Source organism: Parabacteroides goldsteinii DSM 19448 = WAL 12034, from assembly GCF_000969835.1.
GTDB lineage: Bacteria > Bacteroidota > Bacteroidia > Bacteroidales > Tannerellaceae > Parabacteroides > Parabacteroides goldsteinii.
Window position 1 is genome coordinate 851946 of record NZ_KQ033912.1, and the last position, 22994, is coordinate 874939.

General features: G+C 44.4%; 9 protein-coding genes. All 9 read right to left on the minus strand.

What is annotated here, in order from left to right; translation table 11 throughout:
- Position 1: 1 nt before the first annotated feature.
- Positions 2-2446, minus strand: coding sequence for a beta-galactosidase GalA (galA, locus tag HMPREF1535_RS03475; protein ID WP_007654754.1), 2445 nt, complete (start codon positions 2444-2446; stop codon positions 2-4).
- Positions 2447-2474: 28 nt separating this feature from the next.
- Positions 2475-4211, minus strand: a complete 1737-nt coding sequence (locus HMPREF1535_RS03480) for a discoidin domain-containing protein (RefSeq protein ID WP_046145314.1) — start codon at positions 4209-4211, stop codon at positions 2475-2477.
- Between the two features lie 120 nt (positions 4212-4331).
- Positions 4332-6596 carry a GH92 family glycosyl hydrolase gene (locus tag HMPREF1535_RS03485; protein WP_046145315.1) on the minus strand — a complete coding sequence of 755 codons (2265 nt, stop codon included), beginning with the start codon at positions 6594-6596 and terminating at the stop codon, positions 4332-4334.
- Between the two features lie 126 nt (positions 6597-6722).
- Positions 6723-9005, minus strand: a complete 2283-nt coding sequence (locus HMPREF1535_RS03490; protein WP_244275568.1) for a hypothetical protein — start codon at positions 9003-9005, stop codon at positions 6723-6725.
- Between the two features lie 13 nt (positions 9006-9018).
- Complete coding sequence (locus HMPREF1535_RS03495) at positions 9019-11268, minus strand: hypothetical protein (RefSeq protein WP_082207493.1); 2250 nt, start codon at positions 11266-11268, stop codon at positions 9019-9021.
- Between the two features lie 188 nt (positions 11269-11456).
- The gene (locus HMPREF1535_RS03500; RefSeq protein ID WP_046145317.1) at positions 11457-14432 is read right to left on the minus strand and encodes a LamG-like jellyroll fold domain-containing protein; all 2976 of its coding nucleotides are present in this window, start codon (positions 14430-14432) and stop codon (positions 11457-11459) included.
- Positions 14433-14584: 152 nt separating this feature from the next.
- Positions 14585-17320, minus strand: coding sequence for a glycoside hydrolase family 38 N-terminal domain-containing protein (locus HMPREF1535_RS03505; RefSeq protein ID WP_046145318.1), 2736 nt, complete (start codon positions 17318-17320; stop codon positions 14585-14587).
- Positions 17321-17541: 221 nt separating this feature from the next.
- The gene (locus tag HMPREF1535_RS03510; RefSeq protein WP_046145319.1) at positions 17542-19332 is read right to left on the minus strand and encodes a RagB/SusD family nutrient uptake outer membrane protein; all 1791 of its coding nucleotides are present in this window, start codon (positions 19330-19332) and stop codon (positions 17542-17544) included.
- 15 nt (positions 19333-19347) lie between these two features.
- Entirely contained in the window at positions 19348-22470 is a 3123-nt protein-coding gene (locus tag HMPREF1535_RS03515; protein ID WP_235438335.1) for a SusC/RagA family TonB-linked outer membrane protein, read from the minus strand.
- Between the last annotated feature and the right edge of the window lie 524 nt (positions 22471-22994).

The following is a 22994-nucleotide window of genomic DNA, read 5'->3' on the forward strand; positions in this document are numbered from 1 at the left end:
TTTATTTGGTTACTTCTACAATTATCTTACTCTCTTTCAACCCTTCCGATACAGCAGTCAATTCGATAGGTTGTCCGGAACGGTCACTGGTGACAAGTACCTGGGCATAGCCGTTAAATGCATTCCGGTGTACATCGCTTCCGGCAGGGAAGACATCCGGTTCCTGACTACAAGGATTACCATTACCCACTCCCAGAATCTTGCCGTTACGGACATCGAAATGAATTCCGTTTTCAGCAGTAGGTACTACACGTCCTTTGGCATCCAACACTTTTACGGTAATGATAGCAACGTCGTTACCATCACCCTGGATAGAAGTACCGTTTTCACTGACCAGTTGCAAGGAAGCCGGATTTCCGGTAGTTTCGACCAACTCGGTGTATTTCTTTCCGTTCTTCTTCCCTTTGGCCAACAGCTTACCCGGGGTATATTTAACACGCCAAGCTGGAATATCAAACTTTTCAACCGTCTTTTTACCCAGGCTTTTGCCATTCAGGAACAATTCCACCTCATCCATATTGGTATACAGATGCACATCGACCGAATCCGTACCGATTCCATTCCAATGAGGAAGCACATGCAACACCGGTTCTTCCGTCCACCAAGCCTTGTAATACCAGAATGCATCTTTCGGGAAGCCGCAATAGTCTAATATGCCGAAATGAGAAACTACACCCGGCCAGAAATGCAACTGCGCCTCGCCTCCATAATCGAATCCGGTCCATACGAAAGCACCGGCAACAAACTTGCGTGCATCGACATAACGCATCCATTCCTGTGCACGTGCTCCCCATCCCGGAACATCACGGTCGTAAGCCTGGTGGAAACCCTTCTTCGCATCAGTCTCATAAATACCACGCGTCATCACCGTACTTGCCTCTTCGGTGAAGATACAAGGCAGATTCGGGAACTTTTCATGAACTGCGTCGATATTGCCTATTTTATAATAATTAGAACCTTGTACATCTACGGCATAGGTAAAACCTTCCCCCCAACTACCGTTCATGGCAGCCGTGCACGGACGAGTAGGATCCAGTTTGCGCTGAACGGCTTTCATGCGCTCAACAATCATACGCCCCTTCTCTGTTCCCTGTATGGCAGGTTCTTCGTTTCCCAAACACCAAATGATAACAGACGGATGATTCCTGTCGCGGCGAATGATTGTCTTCAGCTGGCTCAGACCTTCATCACTGGAGCTCAATACACGCAGTTCATCCATGACCAGCATACCCAGCGTGTCGCAAGCATTCAAGACAGATTCCGTCGGAGGATTATGGGAGGCGCGGTATGCATTTACTCCATACTCTTTCAGACGGGCGATTCGCCACGCATTCAGTTGGTCCGGAACAGCAATCCCCACACCGGCATGGTCTTGGTGGCAGCATACCCCCTGGATCTGTACTCGTTCGCCATTGAGGAAGAAACCTTCGTTAGCATCGAAACGGATGTCACGGATACCGAAAGAGGTATCGTAGCTATCGACCACTGCCCCATCCAACAAAATATCAGTATGCAACGTATAAAGCGTCGGAGTCTTCAACGACCATAAGTCAACCTGCCGTACATCCATGTATGTTTCCACCTCTTTCGTTTCCAACGAGGGTACGGTAAGGGTTGTACCAGACTTGTTTACTTCTTTCCCTTGACAGTCGATTATACTGTTTTGCACAATAAGATCGACCGATTTACCACTTTGGTTCGTCACTTCTATCTGTGCCTTCACACGGGCTTCCTTCTTTTGCAGATCCACTTCGCTGGTGACAAACGTCCCCCATTGCGGGATATGCACGGGAGCCGTGCGGGTCAACCATACATTCCGATAGATACCGGCACCTTCGTACGACCATAATTCGGAATGAGTCGCATCTACACGGACGGAAATCACATTTTCCGCATCCTTTTCATAATTCAGGCATTCCGTTACATCGAAGACCAAAGGTACATAACCACTCTCACCGCGTCCTAAATAGACACCGTTCATCCATACCTGTGCATCACGGAAGATACCCTCAAACTCCAGCGTATACCGATTCCCTTTTACCAACTCGGGAGTAAACCGTTTCCGATACCAGCCCACACTGTTTTCGGGTGCACGTCCGCCCAACTTACGGTATCCTTTCATCTTGAATTGCTCTTGGCTATATCCCAAAGCCATCCCCCAGTCATGAGGCAAAGAGATCTTCTCCCACTTGCTGTCGTCAAACCGTTGCGTATGAGGAATAGCCAAACGTGATTCCTGGTCTGCATCCAGCATAGTCGACTCCTGCAAAAAGGCAATCTTAGAGAACGACAATGCCTGCCCGTAATTAAAATCCTTCTCCGGATTAGCCGCATGCCCTTTAGCAAAAAGCCAATCCTGATTCAACAACTCTCTCTCCCGCTGTGACTGGGCACCCAGCCAAAGGCAGGGGAGTAATAACATCACTGTAAAAATCAATCTTTTCATTTCTCTGATCTATTGTTTCTTAAATGGATTAACGGCAGACCTCCACCTGTTCGGTCCGGGTAATACCGTTTTCGTTATAAGTATCTATCGTGAAATAATAAGTAACACCTTTATTCAGGCTACCGATCTCCAGCGAGGTCTCTCCCATCACCTGGAAATTACTATACAACTTGTCTTCGGCAATGCCATAACGGACAATATACCCCTGGGCATGCGGCACTTCGTTCCAGGCCAGGCTGACTTTACACGGGTCTTCTTCATTCCGCTTAACCGTAAAGCCATTCACCGGACGGGGTTTGCTACCCAAACCGTTTCCGAATATCCTCAAATCGCGGACCGAGAGGTTGGACGATACGGTATATTCTTTATTCTGTAGTTTGATATAGCGCGCTTTGAACGGTTCTTCAAACTCGATATAATCGTGCGGGGTATCCGTCTTTTTCGTGCTGTAATCCACTACCGGATACCAGTCCTCCCCATTCACCGAGGCATAAATCACATAACTCTGGTAAACACCCGGAACGAAGCCCTTCTGTTTGGCCCCATATTCATCGAAATTGACCTGAATGGCATTGACAGACGAAAGATGTTGCAAATTCACCTGCAACCATTCCGTATCGTTGTTGGTAGCGGCAACCCAGGCCGTACGCGAATCCTCATCCACGATGTTCTCTGCCGGAAAACCATCCAACGTAGAGGAAGCCGTAACCGTCTTGCCGTAAGAAAGCAGCATCCAGCCCGGCTGGAAACTATTGGAAGCCTGTCTTTTTTCCGTAGGTAAAAACATCGGATAGTCGCCGAGATAAGTATCCGTATAGAGATAGCCGTCTTTATCGAAACCCGCAGGATAGAAAGAGACGCGCCGTTCGAACATATGCCGGACGGAAATGGAATTGGTCGCCGCCTTCCAGTAGTTTTCGCTGCCTACGGTAAACATACAGCCATGTCCGGCTCCCCCGATAAAGCCTGTCGGCTTATAAGAGACCGGACTGTTTTCCATATAGGTAAAAGGACCCGAGGGAGAGTCGCTGACATACGTTCCGTCGGCATACGATTTCCATTCGGTTCCGGGAGCGGCATATTGTAAATAATATTTCCCCTGATGAGCCGTCATCCAGGCTCCTTCGATATAAGGGCGGCGGGGCAATTCGTTGTGCTCGCCTGTCCGTTCCCAGCCATATTCTTCTTTATTACTGTTGAAACAGGTAATCACTTCTGTCCGGGCCTCCAGGGTGTTCAGGTCCAAAACCTGTGCATAGATAGGGTCTACGGGCGAACAGCCGTAGTACATATAGAGATTATCCCCTTCCACATAAAAAGCAGGGTCCCAGTAAGACCAGATTTCCTTCACCGGTTCCCATACGCCCGTTTCCGGTGCAGCCGAACGGTACAGCATGCCTTTTCCATGTGTAGAACCGACATAATAGAGATGGTCTTTATGTATAAAAAGCCCCGGTGCATAATCCTCTATCGGCAACACGGAATCGGTGATGAAGACATGTTTCCAATCTGTAAAATCTTCGGAATACCAGTAGCCGGACGACTTTGAGGCAAACAGGTAATATTTGTCTTTAAACGACACCACAACAGGGTCGGCAGCTTCGCGAATCCCCTCACCTCCATCTATTTTCATAAACCGGTAGTTAAGGTTGACCGGGTTACAAAAGGTTTTCGGAGACTGGGCAATCTTTGCCTTTATCGGATGAGTATCCTGGCAACCAATCAATAACGGTGCAATCAAAAAGGTTAGCAACAAACTTTTCATACTTCTTGTATAAATTACATCTTATTATTATGTTTTTCAAATACCTACAACTGCAAATATACAGACTATCAATTATATAAGCAATAAAAACACATACATTTATTGTATACATAACAACATCTATAACATATCTTCTCCCTTCATTTCGAATACCAGTTCTCCTCCCTGTAATACTTCTTCGAAAGTAATATAGGTTCGCTTCAATTCCTCCCCGTTCAAAAAGACTTTATCGACATAGATATTGCTATCGGATAGATTCCTGGCCTTTATAATAAAATCCGCTCCCGAAGGCAATTTGATCTTTGCATATTCAAACAAAGGAGCTCCCAACTCATATTGGCCGGAAACCGGGTCCATCGGATAGAAACCTAAGGCACTAAAGACATACCAGGCACTCATCTGCCCCGTATCTTCATTCCCACATATGCCATCCGGCGTATTATTATACAAGGTTGTCAGTACCTGATTGACATACTTCTGGGTTTTATATGGCTGCCCCACTTTATTATACATATAAATCGTATGATGACCGGGTTCGTTGCCATGGGCATATTGTCCGATCAGGCCGGAGATATCACCAGATACATCGTCGCCCTCCAATGCAGAAGACATCGTGAAAAGCGAATCCAGGCGGGCAGCCAACCGTTCCTTTCCGCCCATCAAAGCCGCCAACCCTTCCACATCGTGAGGAACAAAGAAAGACCACTGCCAGGCATTCCCCTCGCAATAATCATCCTTACGGTGCGAAGAGGCCAACGGAGCAAAAGGTGTACGCCATTTACCCTCTTTTGTCTTTCCCCTGACAAAGCAAATATCAGCATCAAATACATTTTTATAATTGAAAGACTGTTCATTGAAATAAGCAGCCTCTTCGCTTCTTCCTATCTGTTCGGCAAAACGTGCCAACGCCCTATCGTCGAAAGCATATTCGAGCGTGCGGGCCACCGATTCCATTTCCATATCACAAGGTACGTAACCGTATTTCCTATAATTTTCCAATCCGACGAAATAGCCCATCGAATACCCGCAGGTATCCTTCATCGCCGATTCAATCATTGCTTTGAGAGCCAGTTCCGTATCGAAACCGATAATACCGTTCAAATAAGCATTGGTAATTACGGGAAGCAAATGTATTCCGGTCATTTGATAATTCTCAATGCCCCACAACGTCCAGATAGGCAACTGTCCGGCATATTTGTAATGCTCCAGCAACGTTTTTACATAGTCTTCGACCACCTCCGGATGAAGTACTGAAAGAAGCGGACAGGCCGCCCGGAACGTATCCCAAAAACCGATGACTCCCCCGTAATAATCGAACCCGTCCGTCTGATGGACCTGCCAATCCGGTCCCCTGAAACAATGATCCACATCAGAAAATAAAAACGGATACAGCATCACATTGTGTAATGAAGTATAAAACAACTCTTTCTTCTTACGGTCTGTCGTTTCGATTTCTATCTGCCCTAACACATCGTGCCACTTGCCGGCGGCCTCTTCGCGGATGGCATCAAATGTTTTATTTTTTGTCTCTGCCCAAAGATTCTTGGCAGCTCCCTGTGTATCCACCGAGGAGAGTGCCGTCCGGACCTCCAATTCGCCCGTATTACTTTCAAAAGTCAATAAAGCCTTTATGTTCGTTCCTTCCGCCGAAGTCATCCCTTCCATTCGCCGGTCGTCGACATATAAAACGCACTCCTTAATAGGGGAAGAAAAGGTGGAATAAAAATAAACCTGCTGCCCCGGCGTCCATCCGTTCGAGCAACGATATCCACGAACGGTATACGGATCAATCCATTCAAAAGCCGATGCATACACCGTATCGACATCATGCTCTCTTTGTATGGTACAAGCACTTTCCGAGCCATATTTTAAATCGACAATCACCGGTATCTCACCTTCAGAGGCATACGTATACCGCTGTAGGCCACAGCGCCGGGAAGCCGTCAGTTCAACCGTCAATTGTTTATCATATAAACCGACAGAATAATATCCGGGTTCGGCCTTCTCGTCTTTATGGGATAATACCGCCTGATGCTGTTTTGAATAAAGTTCTTCGTCCGTCATACCGCTATTCAATGGTAAGGGCATAAATAAGATATCCAGAAAATCGGCACATCCCCCGCCACTTTTATGCAGATGGCTGAAGCCCAGGATAGAGGGATCGTCATAATGATAGCCGGCACCATACGGACGCGTATCCGCTCCTATCTGCATCATCCCGAACGGAACAGACGCCACAGGAGCCACCCTTCCTTCCAAACCGGTCCCAATCCATTTATTTACATATTGATTATTACTGTCTGCCTCATTCCGGCAGGCAATCAGCAGGCAGAAAAGCAAGCCGCTTAACAGACGATAGCTAAAAGATGATGAAGAAATATACATAGATTATTATTTAAAAAGATTCAAGATTCAAACGACAAATAACACAATAGTGCCACTATGCATAGCACTATAGAGCTACTATATGTAACACTATAATGCTATCCTTAGTGACACTACTGTGCTATTTTAATAACCTTTCGCCCGTTTCAGGTCAAAGGTTTCCACACTTTTTCCATCGACAAGCCGGTGAAGCGTCCAACTGTTACCGTCTGCGCCTGCTTCCAGCCGCCAGTCGTAAGACGGGTCGCGCAGGAGTTTCTTTATCGCACGGGGGAAAGCGTTGGCATGGCGGGCATCTTCCCAGGTACGGATCGCAGCGAATATCTGATCTTTCTGCGGGCAACTTTCCACATCTTTCTGGTTGATTGCCAAGAAGTAAGTGGCCCCGTAACCGACCGAGATTGCCTGTACATGCTCATACTGCTCAACGGTAGAGGTATCTTTAATGGCAAAGTTTCCACCGAAAGAGACCGGGTAATAATTGGAATAAGTGACATCGCGCAAGTCTTTTCCCTGACTGGTGGCACTACCCCACTCGCGGGTATCGATGTCATAGAGGTTACGTCCACCACCGACATTCCATACACTCTGGTAATGCCACGAACCTTCCGACAGGGTAGCGCCGGAGAAACGGATATAAGGGACTCCCAACTCTTTCGCCCGACCGAACATTTTCCGGAAGAAACGTTTGGCGGAATAGTAACCGTGACCGTTATTGAACAGGAATTCCTGCCCGTCGAAGTCGTAAAGGGTCAAACCGCACAGATGGGATACATCGGCATAATATTCGGCGATCTTGTCCTGGAGGGCCAGATTCGGGATGATACCTTCGTAACCGTAATTGATGGTTACCTGCAATTTATAGACGGTATCATTCGCTTTATGTGCGGTTGGCTTGGTTCCCCAATAGCCTCTGGTCACATTCTTCAGGGTATAAGGGGCCGTTTCGGAGACACCCAGATAATGAATCAGTTCGCTGCCGATCTTTACCATGTTCAGATTTTCACAATGTCCTTCCCAGCTGGCTATTTCTTCCAGATAGGTAGGATCATCTACTATGATAACGGTATCTTCGGGAGAAAGGTCTTTCATCAAGATGCGTTTCTGCTGATAACACAGGCTATCGCTCGGGACAGGGCTGGCATCCTTCGTGCCCGGTGCCAGTGAATTCGTTATATTGACACGTCCCAGCATGATGCCTTTCGCGGCCGCCATGTCAGCAAATTCACGATGTGATTTGTTACCCGAGTGAAAGCGGAAAGGTTTCTTTTCCTGGTTCCTGCCGTCCAGATAACCTTCATTGGCACGGTCGGGACGCAAGAAACCCTGGTCGTAGGCATGGATAGCCGGAAAACCGAGTTTGGCGGTATAAGAAATGATGCTGTCGTACTGGTTTCCGCTGGTCATAACATCGGGCGAATAGGCAGCTGGGTCTTTAATCCATTTCCCATTGACAGTCGGATGAGGCAATCCTTCGGACAGGACGATATCCTGTATCACGTCCATCAAAGCCGTGCTGTCGGGACTTCCCCACAAGGCGATGGAAGAACCGATAAAATCGACTCCCGGAATCGGTTCCACATCGATATGGTTCGGAATATTGGCCGGCATATTAGGTATCAGGGAATAATGAACCTGACGGCTTTTCGTACGGTCGCGCGACTGATAATTCAAAAAGATACGTCCCAGACTATCGGCCATCGCGGCATTTCCGTACATGATGCGGTAATAAGGTTCTTTATTGGCATAGAAAGCGACGTCGCTGATACCGTTTCCGCCCAGTGTAAACACCTGTCCTTCATGCAGGCTATCCGGCAACGGGAAACGTTTCGCGTCGGGCGTGTGAATGATATATTGGAACGGAGCCGCATCCCCTTCTATATCGGCGGTACCGCCAATGGTATTGTCGTTGAGGGCAAGCATACCGATGCTGTAATTGACTACATCGCTGGTATCGCGGGCCACTCCGATGATTTCGCCCAACAGGTTGTCGATATTGGTATAATAAGAACCCCATTGGATGCAGTCGATGCCATTCCGGGGTTCGAGGCTGTTCAGGGTCAGTTTGAAATATTTATCGGCCGGTTGCAGGGTTATCGTTGCTACCGAACCGTTCGGGTATTCGAGGGTAAAGCAATCAGCCTCTGCATTATAAACGGCCTTTTGGGGCGTATAATACACTTTCTTTTCACTATCATAGAGCGACAGCAACGGAGAGGGTTTGTCGGCAGGACTGAACTCGCGGTTCGGGGAGACAGTCGTATTCTTCATACTCGTGATATACCCCTTGTCGTTAATGCCGATACTGAAATAATCGGTCTGAAAATCCCATGTCTTTTCGGTCGTACAACCGAAAAGCGTCAAGGATACAGCCAGGAGAGAGATACATTTCTTACACATATTATCCATATAAGGTATCATATTAATTTGTTTTCATTTTATAGTTTACCGTTTTACCGGCCTTTACCGTCACCTTGTCTTTCCATTGCAGGAAAGCGTTATCACCCAGAGGGCGGGAAGCCTGTTCCGCATTCTCGGCTAAGATTGTTACGGTAGCGTCATAGGCAGTAGGATTTGTAATTTGAAGAACCGTTTGCTTGTTGTTTTGCTTTACTATTTTCGCTTCCACATGGTCGAAAATGTACAACGAACCGAGGTCGGTACGCACATAAATACCGGGGATTTCCAACGCCATCAGGGCACCGTTCGTCTCGTTCCAACCCGTCTGTCCGCCGTCGCCACGTGAACCCCGGCTGTCGGCATCGCAATAGGTCAGACGTTCCGTAATCTTTCCATTCGGCTGGATACCTTCGGCATGCGCATGGATGACATCACGCAACAGTTCGGCATACGAGGCATCGCCGGTCGAGCGATACAATTTGAACAAGGCATCGCCGGACTGGGTACAGAAACCGGGAGCACCATGCTTATTCTGCGTACTGGCCCATACGGCTCCGGTCAGGTTTGCTCCCAACTTTGCCAGGGGAGTATTCTCCGGCAAGCGGTAAGGGAAAGAGACAGTCCAGGTGGCACACAGGTTTGCCAGGTCGGCCGACTGTTTCAGATATTGTTCCTTACCGGTTACTTCATACAATGTCATCAAGGAAGTCAGCAAAGCAACTGCCGTCTCCGAATCCGCATTTTGCAGGATATCACCGCAACCACCGGAAGTAAAACCGACCAATGCGAAACTATCATAGTAATCTTTTGCCGCTTCACAAGCGACCTTCAGATAATCCGGATTATTATAATAGCCGGAGGCCAATGCCAGGCCGGCCACCGCCATGGCCCCACTGGTCGTATTGTAAACGGCGATATCGCCGGATTCTACGTCCAGGTAATTTCCCCATGTCCCATGTTTCTTCCAGGTATTGACGAAGGCATCCGCCAGGAGCCGTACATTAGTTTCCCATTCAGGGTCGATGGCATTGGCTTTTTCCTGTTCTTTCAGCAACATAAACTGCTTAACCATCCAATACAGGATATCCCCGTTCTTGCGGGTCAGTCCGACTCCCGGATGATTGGCGGCGGCATCCCGGGAAAAAGGCTTTCCGTCTGCTCCCAGTACATCATAATAATATCCGCTTTTCCCTTTGGCACGCGGCAAGGCGAAATCGAATGTGTTCTTTACTTTTTGCAGATGTTCCGCATCACCCAAAGCCAGCATCGGATACGTATTCATCAGGCCGCCTATCCAACCGTACGACATCCAATTGGCATTTTCCGGGCAATAGTATTGCCACTGGTCGCCGATATAGTAACGGTCATCGATATTTTTCACCATACGGGTCAACACTTCACTCATCGGCATCAGGTTGCGGGGCGCTTCTCCGCCCGCATGCGACTTACGGTCTTTCATGAAACGGGCCAGCAGTTCAGGTACATCTTTACAAGGGAAAGTCACTTCCGTTACCCGGATAACGATCTGATCGCCTTTCTTTACCTGTACGCCCCGGTCGGGACTTTTGCTGAAACCGATAAATTCAGGCTTCCGTTCACGTACCCCCGGAGCACTGATGATAAATGAAGCCACACTTCTGTCGGGAGTTTCCTCCACGATCAGGGCATGGTCCAGCACCTGGTTATTCCAGTCTATACCCTGGTCGGTCAACAGGAATATACCCTTTTGTTTTGCCCGGTCCAGGATCGTGATGGCCGGAGTAGCCGTATTGCTTATATTCACTTCCAGACGGGAACCGGCACCATATTCCGGGGACAATTGAGGAATAGGGTTAGAGGTCAGTGCCAGGTCTTTCCGGCGGTAATCGGTATTATCCAGTCCGGTCGCATACGCACGGTTGACGATACGCTGCCGGTTTCCGTTGTACACGGAAGAGGGAATCATCACGTAGTTATCGCTCGTCCAGCCATATTGGTCGAAAGCAACGGCCACTCCGGCATCTTTCATATCCTGTTTGGCGGTAAAGGTGAAGGTATACGTTTTACCGCCGTTCACCGTAGTTTGTTCCGTACGGACATCCCAATCGGTGGTCGTAATAATCTCCTTACTTTGCTTTAACTCTGCTTCATTGTATGTACACTCCAGCAAACGAATAGGCTTATTCGCATTCTTTACTTCCGGAAGCCATGAAGCTTGTTGTGCAATGACACCAACATGAGCTCCCGACAAAAGACAGAGAGCACATATAAAAACACACTTGTATAGATTCATATCAAACCTGATTATTACTTTAAACGCATTTTACAAATTCCACTTATCGACTAACAATTATCTCCAAATAAGATTACCTTTCTATAATAAATACACCTACCACTCCGGTAAGATTTATATGCAACAGTCTTTTTTTATATTTTTAAGGTTCAAACCGACCTAATTTCGTTTGCTCCTGGCTATTTACATTACTCCTCTATTAAAAACCAAGAAGTACCCTGTGCTGTTACAGATACCGGAAGAAGTAAATTTCCGTTCTGATCCAACGGGTAATTCTTTTTAGAGCCATCGGAGGTTATAATCGTTACTTTTCCTTTCAATCCGGTATAATACAACGGAAGACGCATTTCTTTCGTTATATCGCGGTCGGTCGGATTAAAGACGATAACCATCCCTTTGTGTTTGATAAACGGATTTACATGCATCATGCAATCCAAATCGCGTCCGGTCGGACGGCTGACATGAATAATATCCGACGTAAGAATATCACGGTACTCTTTAAACCAGTTAATCCATTTAGATACCAACTGTTTTGTCTCCGGGGTATCGTATAAACGATTTCCACGGATAGTCAGATGGCAACCACTTCCCAGAAACTGAATCAATTGTTGTTCATAACGGTCCAGATTTTCGCATAACGGTTCCAGACCGACGCGCGGATCATTCGTATAGAAACCGACTAACTGCAAAGTCATCCATCCCATAGGCGGTATCTTATGCCAGGTTCCGTCATAGATATACTGACGTCCTAATAATAACTGCTGCTGCGGAGTCAGGTTAGCACTCGCTTCGCGATATCCCATTCCTGTCGAACATTGCCCATTCAGGAAATACCAGTCGGGAATAGGTATATACATGCCTCTGCGCTGTAATTCGTGGATCACTTCCACCTGCGTTTTCCACTGTTGCCACTGTGAATCCTCCAGGCCGGTATGATGCGGGTGGACGATTGAAGCACAAGGATCGCCATGATACGGGCCATCCATATTGTAAGTCATAAAACCAGTCTTATCGAAGAACTCCCACATCTTCGGATAATAGGTATCTTTCCATTGGCTGGCAATACAAACACTTTGTCCGAAAAGACTACCCGGTTTTCCCGTCTCCGGATGGATGCAATCCACTTCTTTTCCTCGTCCGCGGGAAGCGACCTGCAACTCATAACCACCCATCACAATACCCCGTTCTTTGGCATAAGAAGCGACTCTACGCCATAATTGCACATAAGCAGAATCCAGATTATCATGGCTGACACCCGGCCACGCCTGAATATCCAGCTGTTCAAGTCCCAATTCCGACATCTGGTCGATGAAAGACTTCAGTTTCTCCTCATCGTGAGAGGTAATACCTCCCGCAATCAACGATTCGGTTGTCTGGGGAGCCAGTTTCTTATACATCCGGCGATGTCCCAACGATTGCCTTTCACGATCGTCGCTATCCTGCAACAACTCGAAAGTGATATAAGATTTGAACGGGCTATCCTTGCCTATCCGGGTATTTGGGCCCATCGGCAGTGTACTTATCAACAGATTATGATGAGGAAATCCTAAAAACTTATCCTCAGCCTGATTGTGGCTGGCCCAGGTATTATACTCCTTATCCACCGTCCATCTGGTCGTAGAACTACCGACATGGTAGATTTTGGGAGTTCCGGCATAATGCATCAGTGCACTGCCTTCTATATCGGCATTCACCAGTGCAAAAGAGAAATCGCTTTCGACATGGATGCGTTTTACCTGGTCCTGATTAACAGCCAATACCTCGCATTCCATATCATTCAGCACTATATTCGTATCATTTTCATTGATAACTTCAATCCATTTCGCCATAACCGGCAAACCCTGGTAAATCTCATAAATGACTTTCACTTTTACATTCTTTACGGCGGGCATGTTCTCTGTCGGGACAAATGTCATTTCCATACGCAACCCTTTGGCGGGCCAATCGGTAGAAACAGCATTAAACTTCCGGGTCCATGGGTAACGTTCCAGAGGCATTCCTGTTTCCACCTTTTCCAATGTAAATGCCAGGTCGGATGCTTCCAGTTGCGGATACCAGCTATCCAGTAAATAGGATAACTCCGGCTGTTCTTTCAGCCCTCCGACTTCATACCATACACTGTCGATACATACACGGGCTTCGGGTTTTACGGCCCGAAGATACTCCGCTTCGTTGGAATGATTCTTATACCCCACACAAGCCAGGTTCTCACCGACATAAAAAGTACGGGAAATCAGTCCGTTGTTCAGTTGAAACATCGAAGTCACTCCATCGTCCGACTTCTGCACGTACATACGGCATTGGCTTTCTACGGGTTCAATCAACCAATCTTTTTGTTGGCGGAGATTCGGCAATTCCGATACGATTTCCTTACCCGCCCCCTCTTGTTCCAGTTGGCGAACCAGGGATTGCCGCTCAGCCAGACGCTGTTTGCTTTGTTCCTTTATCTTCTTGTAATCCAATAAAAAATCAGAATCAGGATCAAACTTCCCTGCGGTAAACGTACTATATCTGACCTCATATATTTCACCATAGAATGCCTCCTTTCCTTCTTCAGATACAGCAATCGAGAAGTTGGAAGCAATCGCCTTGGTAGGATTAAAGATACCGGTCTTCTTTCCGTTCAGCCATACGGAACCTTTCTCGCCGTCCACTACCATTGCCAGATGGGTCCATACATCTTCGGCAACCTCGCCGATAGTCACAATACCGGAACTTCCGGAGATTAATTGCCATTTATCTCCTTTTCGGACAATTACATATCCTTCTTTTCCGTTACCATTAGCTACTACAACCTGGGACGAACGCTTCTTCTGCTCTCTTTGCCCATTATGACGCGGCTTCACCCACACTTCCAGCATTTGATTCTCCGCCGGTGTTCCAAATGGATTCGCCAATCTGTAACCATCCCCGTCACCATTGAATAAAATACCTCCTTCTCCCTTCATTTTTTTGTTACCGGGAGCATCGGCATAGAAAACAGGACGGCCCATAGCCGCTAGTTCTCCCGTTCCGGCTATGGGTTTTAATTTATCGGGAGCCACCGCATAGGTCACATTTCCCGATTTACCGAAATTATAATGTACGACAGGTTTGACCTTCGCTTCTGCGAAAAAACATAGGACGGCTAATGCTACTGTTAATGTTGTTCTCTTTATTTTCATTGGTATATACTTTATGTACAGATTTAACAACGCAAATATAAAAGTTGCTATCTCTATTAAAAAATAGCAAATAACTGCTAAATCAGTGGATTATTATTGCTTACTGATGTCACACTTGAAAATATCCCCTTTCTCCCGATACGGTAGTTTAATTAATAGATCAAATAACTGGCAGGTTCAAACTTGCCCAATTCTATTTTAAATACACCATTTTGTATCTTGACTGGATTTCCATTGGGAACGCCTCTCAAATTCACAGGTTGTGCCACTCCATCTCTCTTTACCGGCAAAGAGATTTCACAGAGACCGCTTTCTCCGCTTTGTTCCCATACACGCAATAATTTGCCGCCACCGTCAGGATTATTGCCATAAGCCGTTAACAGTACTCCTTTACGGGATATTTTCACGCCTTCGTTCATTACCGGCAATTTACCGGCAGGACAGGTGGCGATTCCGATCTGCAAAGGCAGACGGGTTTCCCATGCGGGGGTTATTAAACCGGACTCATCATCTGCATTCTTCGGGTTCACCCATAAACGGACTTCCGTAGTCAGGTTGCCATTCCAAAAAGAAGCAAAGTTTGTATTCCAACGATTATTAAACAAGTTGAAGTACACATGCGACCGGGGATTTTCATAAGTATCGGCATAATGCATAAAATCCAAATCACCCAAAACAAATGCAGGGGCATCTATCGGGCAAACACCAACGGAATATTCCTTATCTTTTATCATTATTCCCGAATTGGACCAGATATAATTAAACTGGCTGCCTTCTATCAAATCTTTGGCCGGATCAATAACCGAACCGATACGTCCAACCCGATATTCCGGAGATTTTGTTTTAAACGGCAATGCAATCCATCCGGCTTCAGGTTCTTCCGTTGCCGGCTTATTGATTACGGAAAGTTTCACATCTATACAAGGCATATTCTCGTAAAGCGTCACGGTCAGGCCAGCCGTATGTTTTTCCTCTCCGACAAATGCAGAAGGAGTTAACACGCCACGGATGGATGACTTATGGTTCTCCACATGAAATTCCATATTCCGGGGAGATTCATGTATGCCTTTTGTCCGTTCATCCAAATAGGTACTTTTACCTGTTATTTGATAATGAGAATTTTTGTATTTGTCATATATATATTCTTTCAGATAGCGGTATGATTGTTCTTTGTCGTACCTTTCATACACATAAGAGCCAAAACCATTTTCAGACTGGTCATCCACTAATTCCCGCTTGTTTGTTTTATCCCAGATACTCCTGATGCATCCTTTCTTTTTGTCAAATGAGACTTTGTACCATTTGTTCTCTATATAATTACCCTGTTCTTCACCTTTTAATGAGTTTTCGACTTGGGCAGGTGACTCATCTGTCAGGATATATGTCTTATAGCCATTTGCCGGTATATCTTCGGCGAAAAAAGTACCCAGGCGCTTTGAATCGGCACCATACACTTTCAGGTCATAGATACGACCGGTCCCCACTTCTTTCACATAAGCCTCTTTGATAGAACCTTGTGACGGTAATACAAAATTTACCATCCCTCCACGTTCCCATGGAAGCGGATTGTATACAACGAAACGGAAACCTTCCCTGGCAACATTTTCAGCCAACGTAGCAAGTTCATTCTCCAGTTCCGGCCGCAAAGCCTGCTCAGCATCTTCAATATACCCGATATGTTCTTTCCATGACTCTTTCATCCGGGCATACGCAGGGTCCAAACCGGTAACATACATCTTATACCAGTCTTTGCCGGTTAAGCCGGGAACAAAATGCTGGTTGGCAAGTCCCCAGGTATGTTCGCCGTACATCAGGCTTTTATCATATATATAAGCTAAATCTTCATCAATTTCGTAAGGCATGATTCCCCATTCCTTTTCCTGTGTATGCAAAGTTTCCAGCAAAGGCATCAGGGGACGTACTCTTCTTGCAGTCCGGGTTGCCTGCGGATTAGACATTACGCCATGTACCCAACTATCGGACATATCTCCACGTACCACCGGCAACTCGGGATTCTCAGCAAAAACAGCCTCTGCAAAATCAGACATTTTACCGATGCGTATTTTAGCATTGGGATATTTCTCTTTTATATGGGTAATTACCTTTTCCACCTCTTCTGCCGTTGGAGGTCCGGCATTATCGCCTGCATGCACGAATGTAAGCCATGATTTCAGCTTCCATCCTTCAGGAGGAAACATTCCTCCGCCATATCCCTCCGAAAACATGGTCAACACCCTTGAACCGTCTGGACCTTCCCACCAAAACAAAGTCGGAACCTTCACCACACGGTTGGTCGGATTGGAACCGAAATGAAAGAACTTGATTCCGGCATGGTGTAAAATGGTCGGTAAAACCCAGGTATGCCCCGGAACATCCGTCATTTTCCCGTCGGTCGGAAGTGGTAAACCGTATGTACGAGCCAACGAAGAAGAATAGCCCAGACCACGCACAAGATCTTCGAGTTCAAGCGTTCCCGTATGTGTTGTATAAGGAAGTGCATGCGTCACCAGGTTCCCGTTTTTTAAAGCACGTTCTATCCGCAACCTACGCTCCGGAGTCTGCCGATCCCAAAGCATTTGTTCCAAAGGCCATCCGGGAACGGTCCACGCAAACTGCATATCTTTCATTTTATCCGCATTTTTATCCATCACATCCATGGCTTTATCGATCATGGAAGTACGGTATTCATGTACAACATCACGTGCCAATGCCGAATAACCGATATCAAAATGACTTTTGAATACCAGATAAAACGTCATCTCTCGATTCGAGATTTGAGAGACATCGTCGTTCTTATGTTTTTCGTAATTGTCGGCTTGTGCATACAGCTGACCGGAAGGTAGAAAAAGCAGGCTTAAGAAAGCCACAGACAATTTTAATATTTTCATTGTATTAGTCGTTAATATTTAAACTTTGAAAAAGCATAAGTATGAGGTAACCGTTTCCTGTCGATCGGACAAAAGTAAAGACAACAAAAACTTCATCCAATAGCCAAAAGATGCTTATTCAGTGGATTATTATTGCTTTTATGCTATAAGAATGTATAAAAAAGCATGCAGATAAATCTTTACAGATAAAATCTGCATGCTTTGAAGTCAATCAAGTCTGCTTATTTTAATGGGTCGAAAGTACCTCCCCATTCGTTGTTCTGCTCAATCTTAGAATTACGATCGAGAACATCTTTGGCAACAGATGTAAACCAATGGTTCAGATCTAAATTAAACATATACTGTTTATCCTTATCTACGCATTCTATATATTCAAAATGGAATAATTTGCGAACTTCAGGATCAAACATATCTTTCGTCCAATCGAATTTACCCTCTTTAACAAGATTATAGTCATTGATGACCGGATACAAGGTAGAACGATATTTTAAATTATTCAATATATCGTAGCGTTTCCAACGACGCAAATCGGAGAAACGTTTTCCTTCGTAAGCAAATTCGATAAAACGTTCGTTGATATAAGCCTCACGAATTTGGTCCTGGGTAGTAGCAGTAATACCATAATTAGTAGAAGACTGAATACCGGCACGCTTACGAATATCATACAACACCTGCAAAGCTTCACCGCTCTTTCCTAATTCATTAGCACATTCACCATAATTCATCAGCACCTCTGCAAAACGAATTTCAATCCAATCAGTTTCGGCATTATAAACTTCTGTAATCGTAAGTTCATCCAACCCTTTTCTCTGGTAGAAGTTAGCTCCTTCCTGCTGTCCTCTATCAATTTCATCACGGATCAATGAATAATATACAAATCCTTGTGAAGCTTCACTATCTTCTAATTTTGTCCAGGCATTCCAATATTTCATATCACCCGGCAGTTGGTCTGAAGCACCTGGATATTTTGTACCCGGACAAAATATTGTAGCATGAAAACGTGGATCACGATTCATATAAAAATCATCCATAAACTGTTTATTGTAATCCGGATCGGAGGCCAAACGCTCTATATCCAATTCCAATTTAGTACCGTCCAATTTTGGAAAAGCCAACAACAAAGGTAAAATAGCTTGGTTATCATTAGCACCATCCTTTGTTAATGCTTCCGGACGAATATTCTTCTGGTCAAACGCATGGTCAGGATAATAGAATTGGTTCACCATAATTACTTCTTTATTTTGCTCGTCATACCAAATATCCGCAAAGTCACCTTCATACAGTCCTTTCCCTACACCACGTAAGAAATCTACAGCATCTTTATTTGCTTTATAAGCAGCTTCCCAACGCGCCTTGTTATTATCAGGGTTAAACAACGGGCTGGCATACTGTAATAACATACGACCTTTGAAAGCCATTGCACAACCTTTATCAATTCGCCCATAATCAGCTCCAGCCCAAGTATCCGGCAAACTTTCGATAGCTTCATCCAAATCAGCCAAAATCTGTGCCACACAGTCGGATGTACTGCTACGCGGAACAAACAGACTTTCCACATTGGTCACATCTTGAAAATGGGTAATCAAAGGAACACCTCCAACGGAGAAAACTTTTCCCCAATAATCCCAAGCTCTCCAAAAAAGAGCTTGACCACGCATCTGCCTTTTTTCTACGTCGGTCAGAACAGTAACACCTTCTAACTGATCCAAAAAGAAATTGATACGGTCAATATTACCATACCCCCAGTTAGTGGTATAATTATCAATTGTTATCTGTCCCCGTGCAAATTGGCTCATATTAGTGGGTCCGTTCATCCCCTCATCGGTATTATTCGCTGATACAGGCCAACCTGGTAACATATTCCCATAAATATCTGTCAAAAAAGAAGATATCATGTTTTTATCAGACCATACATTATCGGGATTTATTGTTCCATTATTGGTATAATCCAAATCACAACTAGTCATCAAAACCACACATGCGCCAAACAACGCTACTATATTTCGTTTCATAATTTATTCGTCTTTTTAGAATTTGACATCTACACCCAAGTTTACAGATCGCAATATTGGGAATGCATTACCATTACCAATTTCAGGATCATAATAATTTTTATTGAAACTACTTAATACAAACAAGTTGGTACCGGTTACAAAGAACCGAACATTGTCGAACAACTTATTGTAAAACTGATTTTTAGGTAGATCGTAACTAACCGTCAGATATTTCAAACGCATAAAACTTGCATCTTTCAACCAATAACTTGAAGCTGTTTCATAAGTTTTTGCATTGTTACTACTGATACGCTTTGGTAAAGTTGCATTCTGATTTTCCGGTGTCCAACTGTCATTATACCATTTTTTCCACATACGGTTCCATTCAACGCCACCAGCCAAATCTGTAGCCCATTTGTCAACGCCCAACTGTCCGGAGAACATCATATCCACACTTAGGCCTTTCCAACTACCACCCAAATTCAAACCATAAATGACAGGATTATTACTGTTTTTCAAAATAACTTTATCCCAATCATTAATAATACCATCAGGCTTTCCGTCAGGACCGCTCAAATCTTTAAATACCATCATACCTAACTCCGGTGATAAACCGTTATGCTGGTAATTCGGATGTTCTGCTTTAAATGCATCCAATTCTTCCTGTGTACGAATAATTTTATCAAATTCCCAGCCTGTGATATAACTACGAGATTTACCTACAGGGATGTCAATCCATCGAGCATTTTCAGCATAATCTTGCTTAATCGTCTTATTCCATCCATACGACATAGTCAAATTTCCATAATATGAGAAATCTTTATTGTTCCCATGATACCCCAATTGTAAGTCAAAGCCTTGCGCATGAATTTCACCGTAATTTTCAGCCGGCATTGTTAAACTAAACGAGTTCGGCAATGTATTCTGACGACTCCCCAAAATATCATAAGAATTACGATACCAGTAATCGGCCGAAACAGTCCAATGGTTCAAGAAATTCACATCTGCACCGACATTATAGCTCAATGCTTTTTCCCAAGTCAGATTCGGATTTACAACACTACCATAGGTAATACCGACCGATTTTGACGGACTACTGCCAAAATAAGCAGATGAACCGGATTTATAGGACTCCTGCCACTGCCAACCTCCGACAGAATCGTTACCGGTTAATCCGACAGATGCACGTAATTTCAAGAACTGAATTGCTGATTTATTAAAAAAGCTTTCTTCTGAAATAACCCATCCCAACGAACCGGCAGGGAAGAACCCCCAACGCTGACTGGGAGCAAAGTTCATAGATCCATCTTCGCGGAAAGAAAAACTAAGCAAATACTTGTCGGCATAAGAATAACTGAACTGTCCTATATAAGAAAAACGGCCGCTTTGCCAATCGGTATCACCACCTCCCCAAGTATCAGCTCGAGCACTACTGGCTGCCCAAAACTGGTCTGTCATATAAACAGGGAACGTCTCACGACCACCATGTACACTAGCCCCATCACCTTCATACCACTCTGTTACCAAAGTACCTGATACACGATGTAAGTTATTGAAAACATTTTCATAACTCAATTGAACGTTAAACTGCTTGTCACCACTCCAAGAAGACTTACGCTGTATATAGTCTTTTCCTACCCAGGTTGTCTTCCGCGTTCCAATAATATCCTCATCCTTAGTAGAGAATATATGATTATGGGTACCGGATTTTTTAACTTGATACAAATCATAATTAGTATAATATATCTTATTAAGATCATGTACCCAACTTCTGCTATATGAAATCTTAGCACTAAGACCTTTGAGAAAAGGAGCTTTATATGTTGCACTTATAACAGCTTGAGGTTTCAACATTTGTGACTTATTATATCCCCCCTTACCATCGACTGAAGCTCCATTGTTTGCAATCCATCCAAAATCAATATGTTTACCACTATCGGTATATACCGGTTGATCAGGCTGCCAAACTCTCAATTTACCATAATTAGCCTCAGCATTTTCAAATACAGCATTCCCCTGGAAAGTATTATAAACAGCTAATCCGGCAAAAACCTCCAAATCTTTTGTTATATCCGCAGTCACATTCATACGAATATTATACTTATCATAGGTATACGGCTTTAAAAAACCCTCCTGCTTAACATAAGAAGCAGCACCAAAATAACGAACTTTTTCACTACCGCCATTTACACTGAAATTATGAGTCTGAGTAACCGGATTACGCCAAACTGCGTCCAATTGATCATATCCCCAGCCATTATTGATCGTTCTGATATGATCGATTTCTTCTTGAGACCAAGCCCAACCGGCAGGGTCGGCTTCACCATTGATACGACCATACAACTCAGCTGCTTCAACGCCACTGGTTAAATCTGAATTCTTTGTACGTGTATCAATACTATACCCATAAGAATAATTGAAAACCGGCTTTCCTCTAGTACCTTTTTTGGTAGTAACGATAATTACACCTCCGGCAGAACGTGAACCGTAAATAGCCGCAGACGCAGCATCTTTCAAGACTGTTATATCTTCGATTTCGTTCGGACTTAAATTATTGAAATCTCCACCGCCTCTAACAACACCGTCAATGACATAAGTCACATTCTGATCATTCCAGGAAGAGCCTGTACGAATAGAAATGCTAGGAGCTGCTCCTGGAAGACCATTCGGAGTACTAACACTTACACCGGCCAATTTACCGACTAAAATATTTCCTGCCGAAGTTGTAGGTAATGTATTCAATTTTTCATCCATTTTCATAGATGATACGGCACCAGTCACCAGACCTTTCTTCTGTGTCATATAGCCGACTACCACCACTTCATCCAGCAATTCCGAATCATCAGCCAACCGGATATCTATTTTATCCCTTCCTTTCACTGCTATCTCTTGGTTTTTAAAACCGACAAAAGAGATAACTAAGGTTGCATTATCAGAAACATTCAATGAAAATTTGCCATCTATATCAGTGATAGTACCATTGGTCTTTTCTCCTTTTTCAAATACATTAGCTCCAACAACGGGTTCTCCTTGCGAATCTAAGACTACTCCTGTTACGAGACGTTTTTGAGAGACTACCGTATTTTGTCCCATATTCTCCAGCGGAAAATCAGAGCTTTTATCATTCGTTTCGGCAAAAACCGACGAAGGGGACATTGGGTTTAACAAAAAACATATACCAAAGACTTTAAATGTGGTAAAAAAACTTTTCATACTTTTGTAAAGAATTTATTAGTTAATAACTAATTGATTTTAATTCAAATACGAATCGGAGAAAATTAGGCCTTTCTCCGGTTCTTTTTTTACTAGGTCAGTATTCCATACGCAATCTGTTTTTTAAGGTTACACATAATTCTATTTCACACTATATTTGTATTACTTATACATTCTTGCGATATATGGATTACGCATGTAACAGACAAAAGCAAATTTTTATATTCGCTCCACCATTTGACATAGATAGACTTGTTTATACTCATAATCCACATTAAACGCTATTAAAAAGCCTTAGTCCTGTAAGAACTATGGCAAAAGCGCATAGGATACCAACTGTCTATCAAGACATTAGCAAAACAAGCTTAGAATAAAGTTTTTAGAGAAAAAACAGGAGAGTATAATTATTAATGTTTTGGTTTAATTAAAAAAGCTTAGTTCTTACAGAACTTAAAATAAAGTAAACA

What these genes read in the sequence shown, in the direction of transcription:
- HMPREF1535_RS03505 (WP_046145318.1), bottom strand. Translation starts at nt 17,320, where the DNA reads ATGAAAATATTAAAATTGTCTGTGGCTTTCTTAAGCCTGCTTTTTCTA.
- HMPREF1535_RS03480 (WP_046145314.1), bottom strand. Translation starts at nt 4,211, where the DNA reads ATGAAAAGTTTGTTGCTAACCTTTTTGATTGCACCGTTATTGATTGGT.
- HMPREF1535_RS03500 (WP_046145317.1), bottom strand. Translation starts at nt 14,432, where the DNA reads ATGAAAATAAAGAGAACAACATTAACAGTAGCATTAGCCGTCCTATGT.
- HMPREF1535_RS03485 (WP_046145315.1), bottom strand. Translation starts at nt 6,596, where the DNA reads ATGTATATTTCTTCATCATCTTTTAGCTATCGTCTGTTAAGCGGCTTG.
- HMPREF1535_RS03490 (WP_244275568.1), bottom strand. Translation starts at nt 9,005, where the DNA reads ATGGATAATATGTGTAAGAAATGTATCTCTCTCCTGGCTGTATCCTTG.
- galA (WP_007654754.1), bottom strand. Translation starts at nt 2,446, where the DNA reads ATGAAAAGATTGATTTTTACAGTGATGTTATTACTCCCCTGCCTTTGG.
- HMPREF1535_RS03510 (WP_046145319.1), bottom strand. Translation starts at nt 19,332, where the DNA reads ATGAAACGAAATATAGTAGCGTTGTTTGGCGCATGTGTGGTTTTGATG.
- HMPREF1535_RS03515 (WP_235438335.1), bottom strand. Translation starts at nt 22,470, where the DNA reads ATGTCCCCTTCGTCGGTTTTTGCCGAAACGAATGATAAAAGCTCTGAT.
- HMPREF1535_RS03495 (WP_082207493.1), bottom strand. Translation starts at nt 11,268, where the DNA reads ATGAATCTATACAAGTGTGTTTTTATATGTGCTCTCTGTCTTTTGTCG.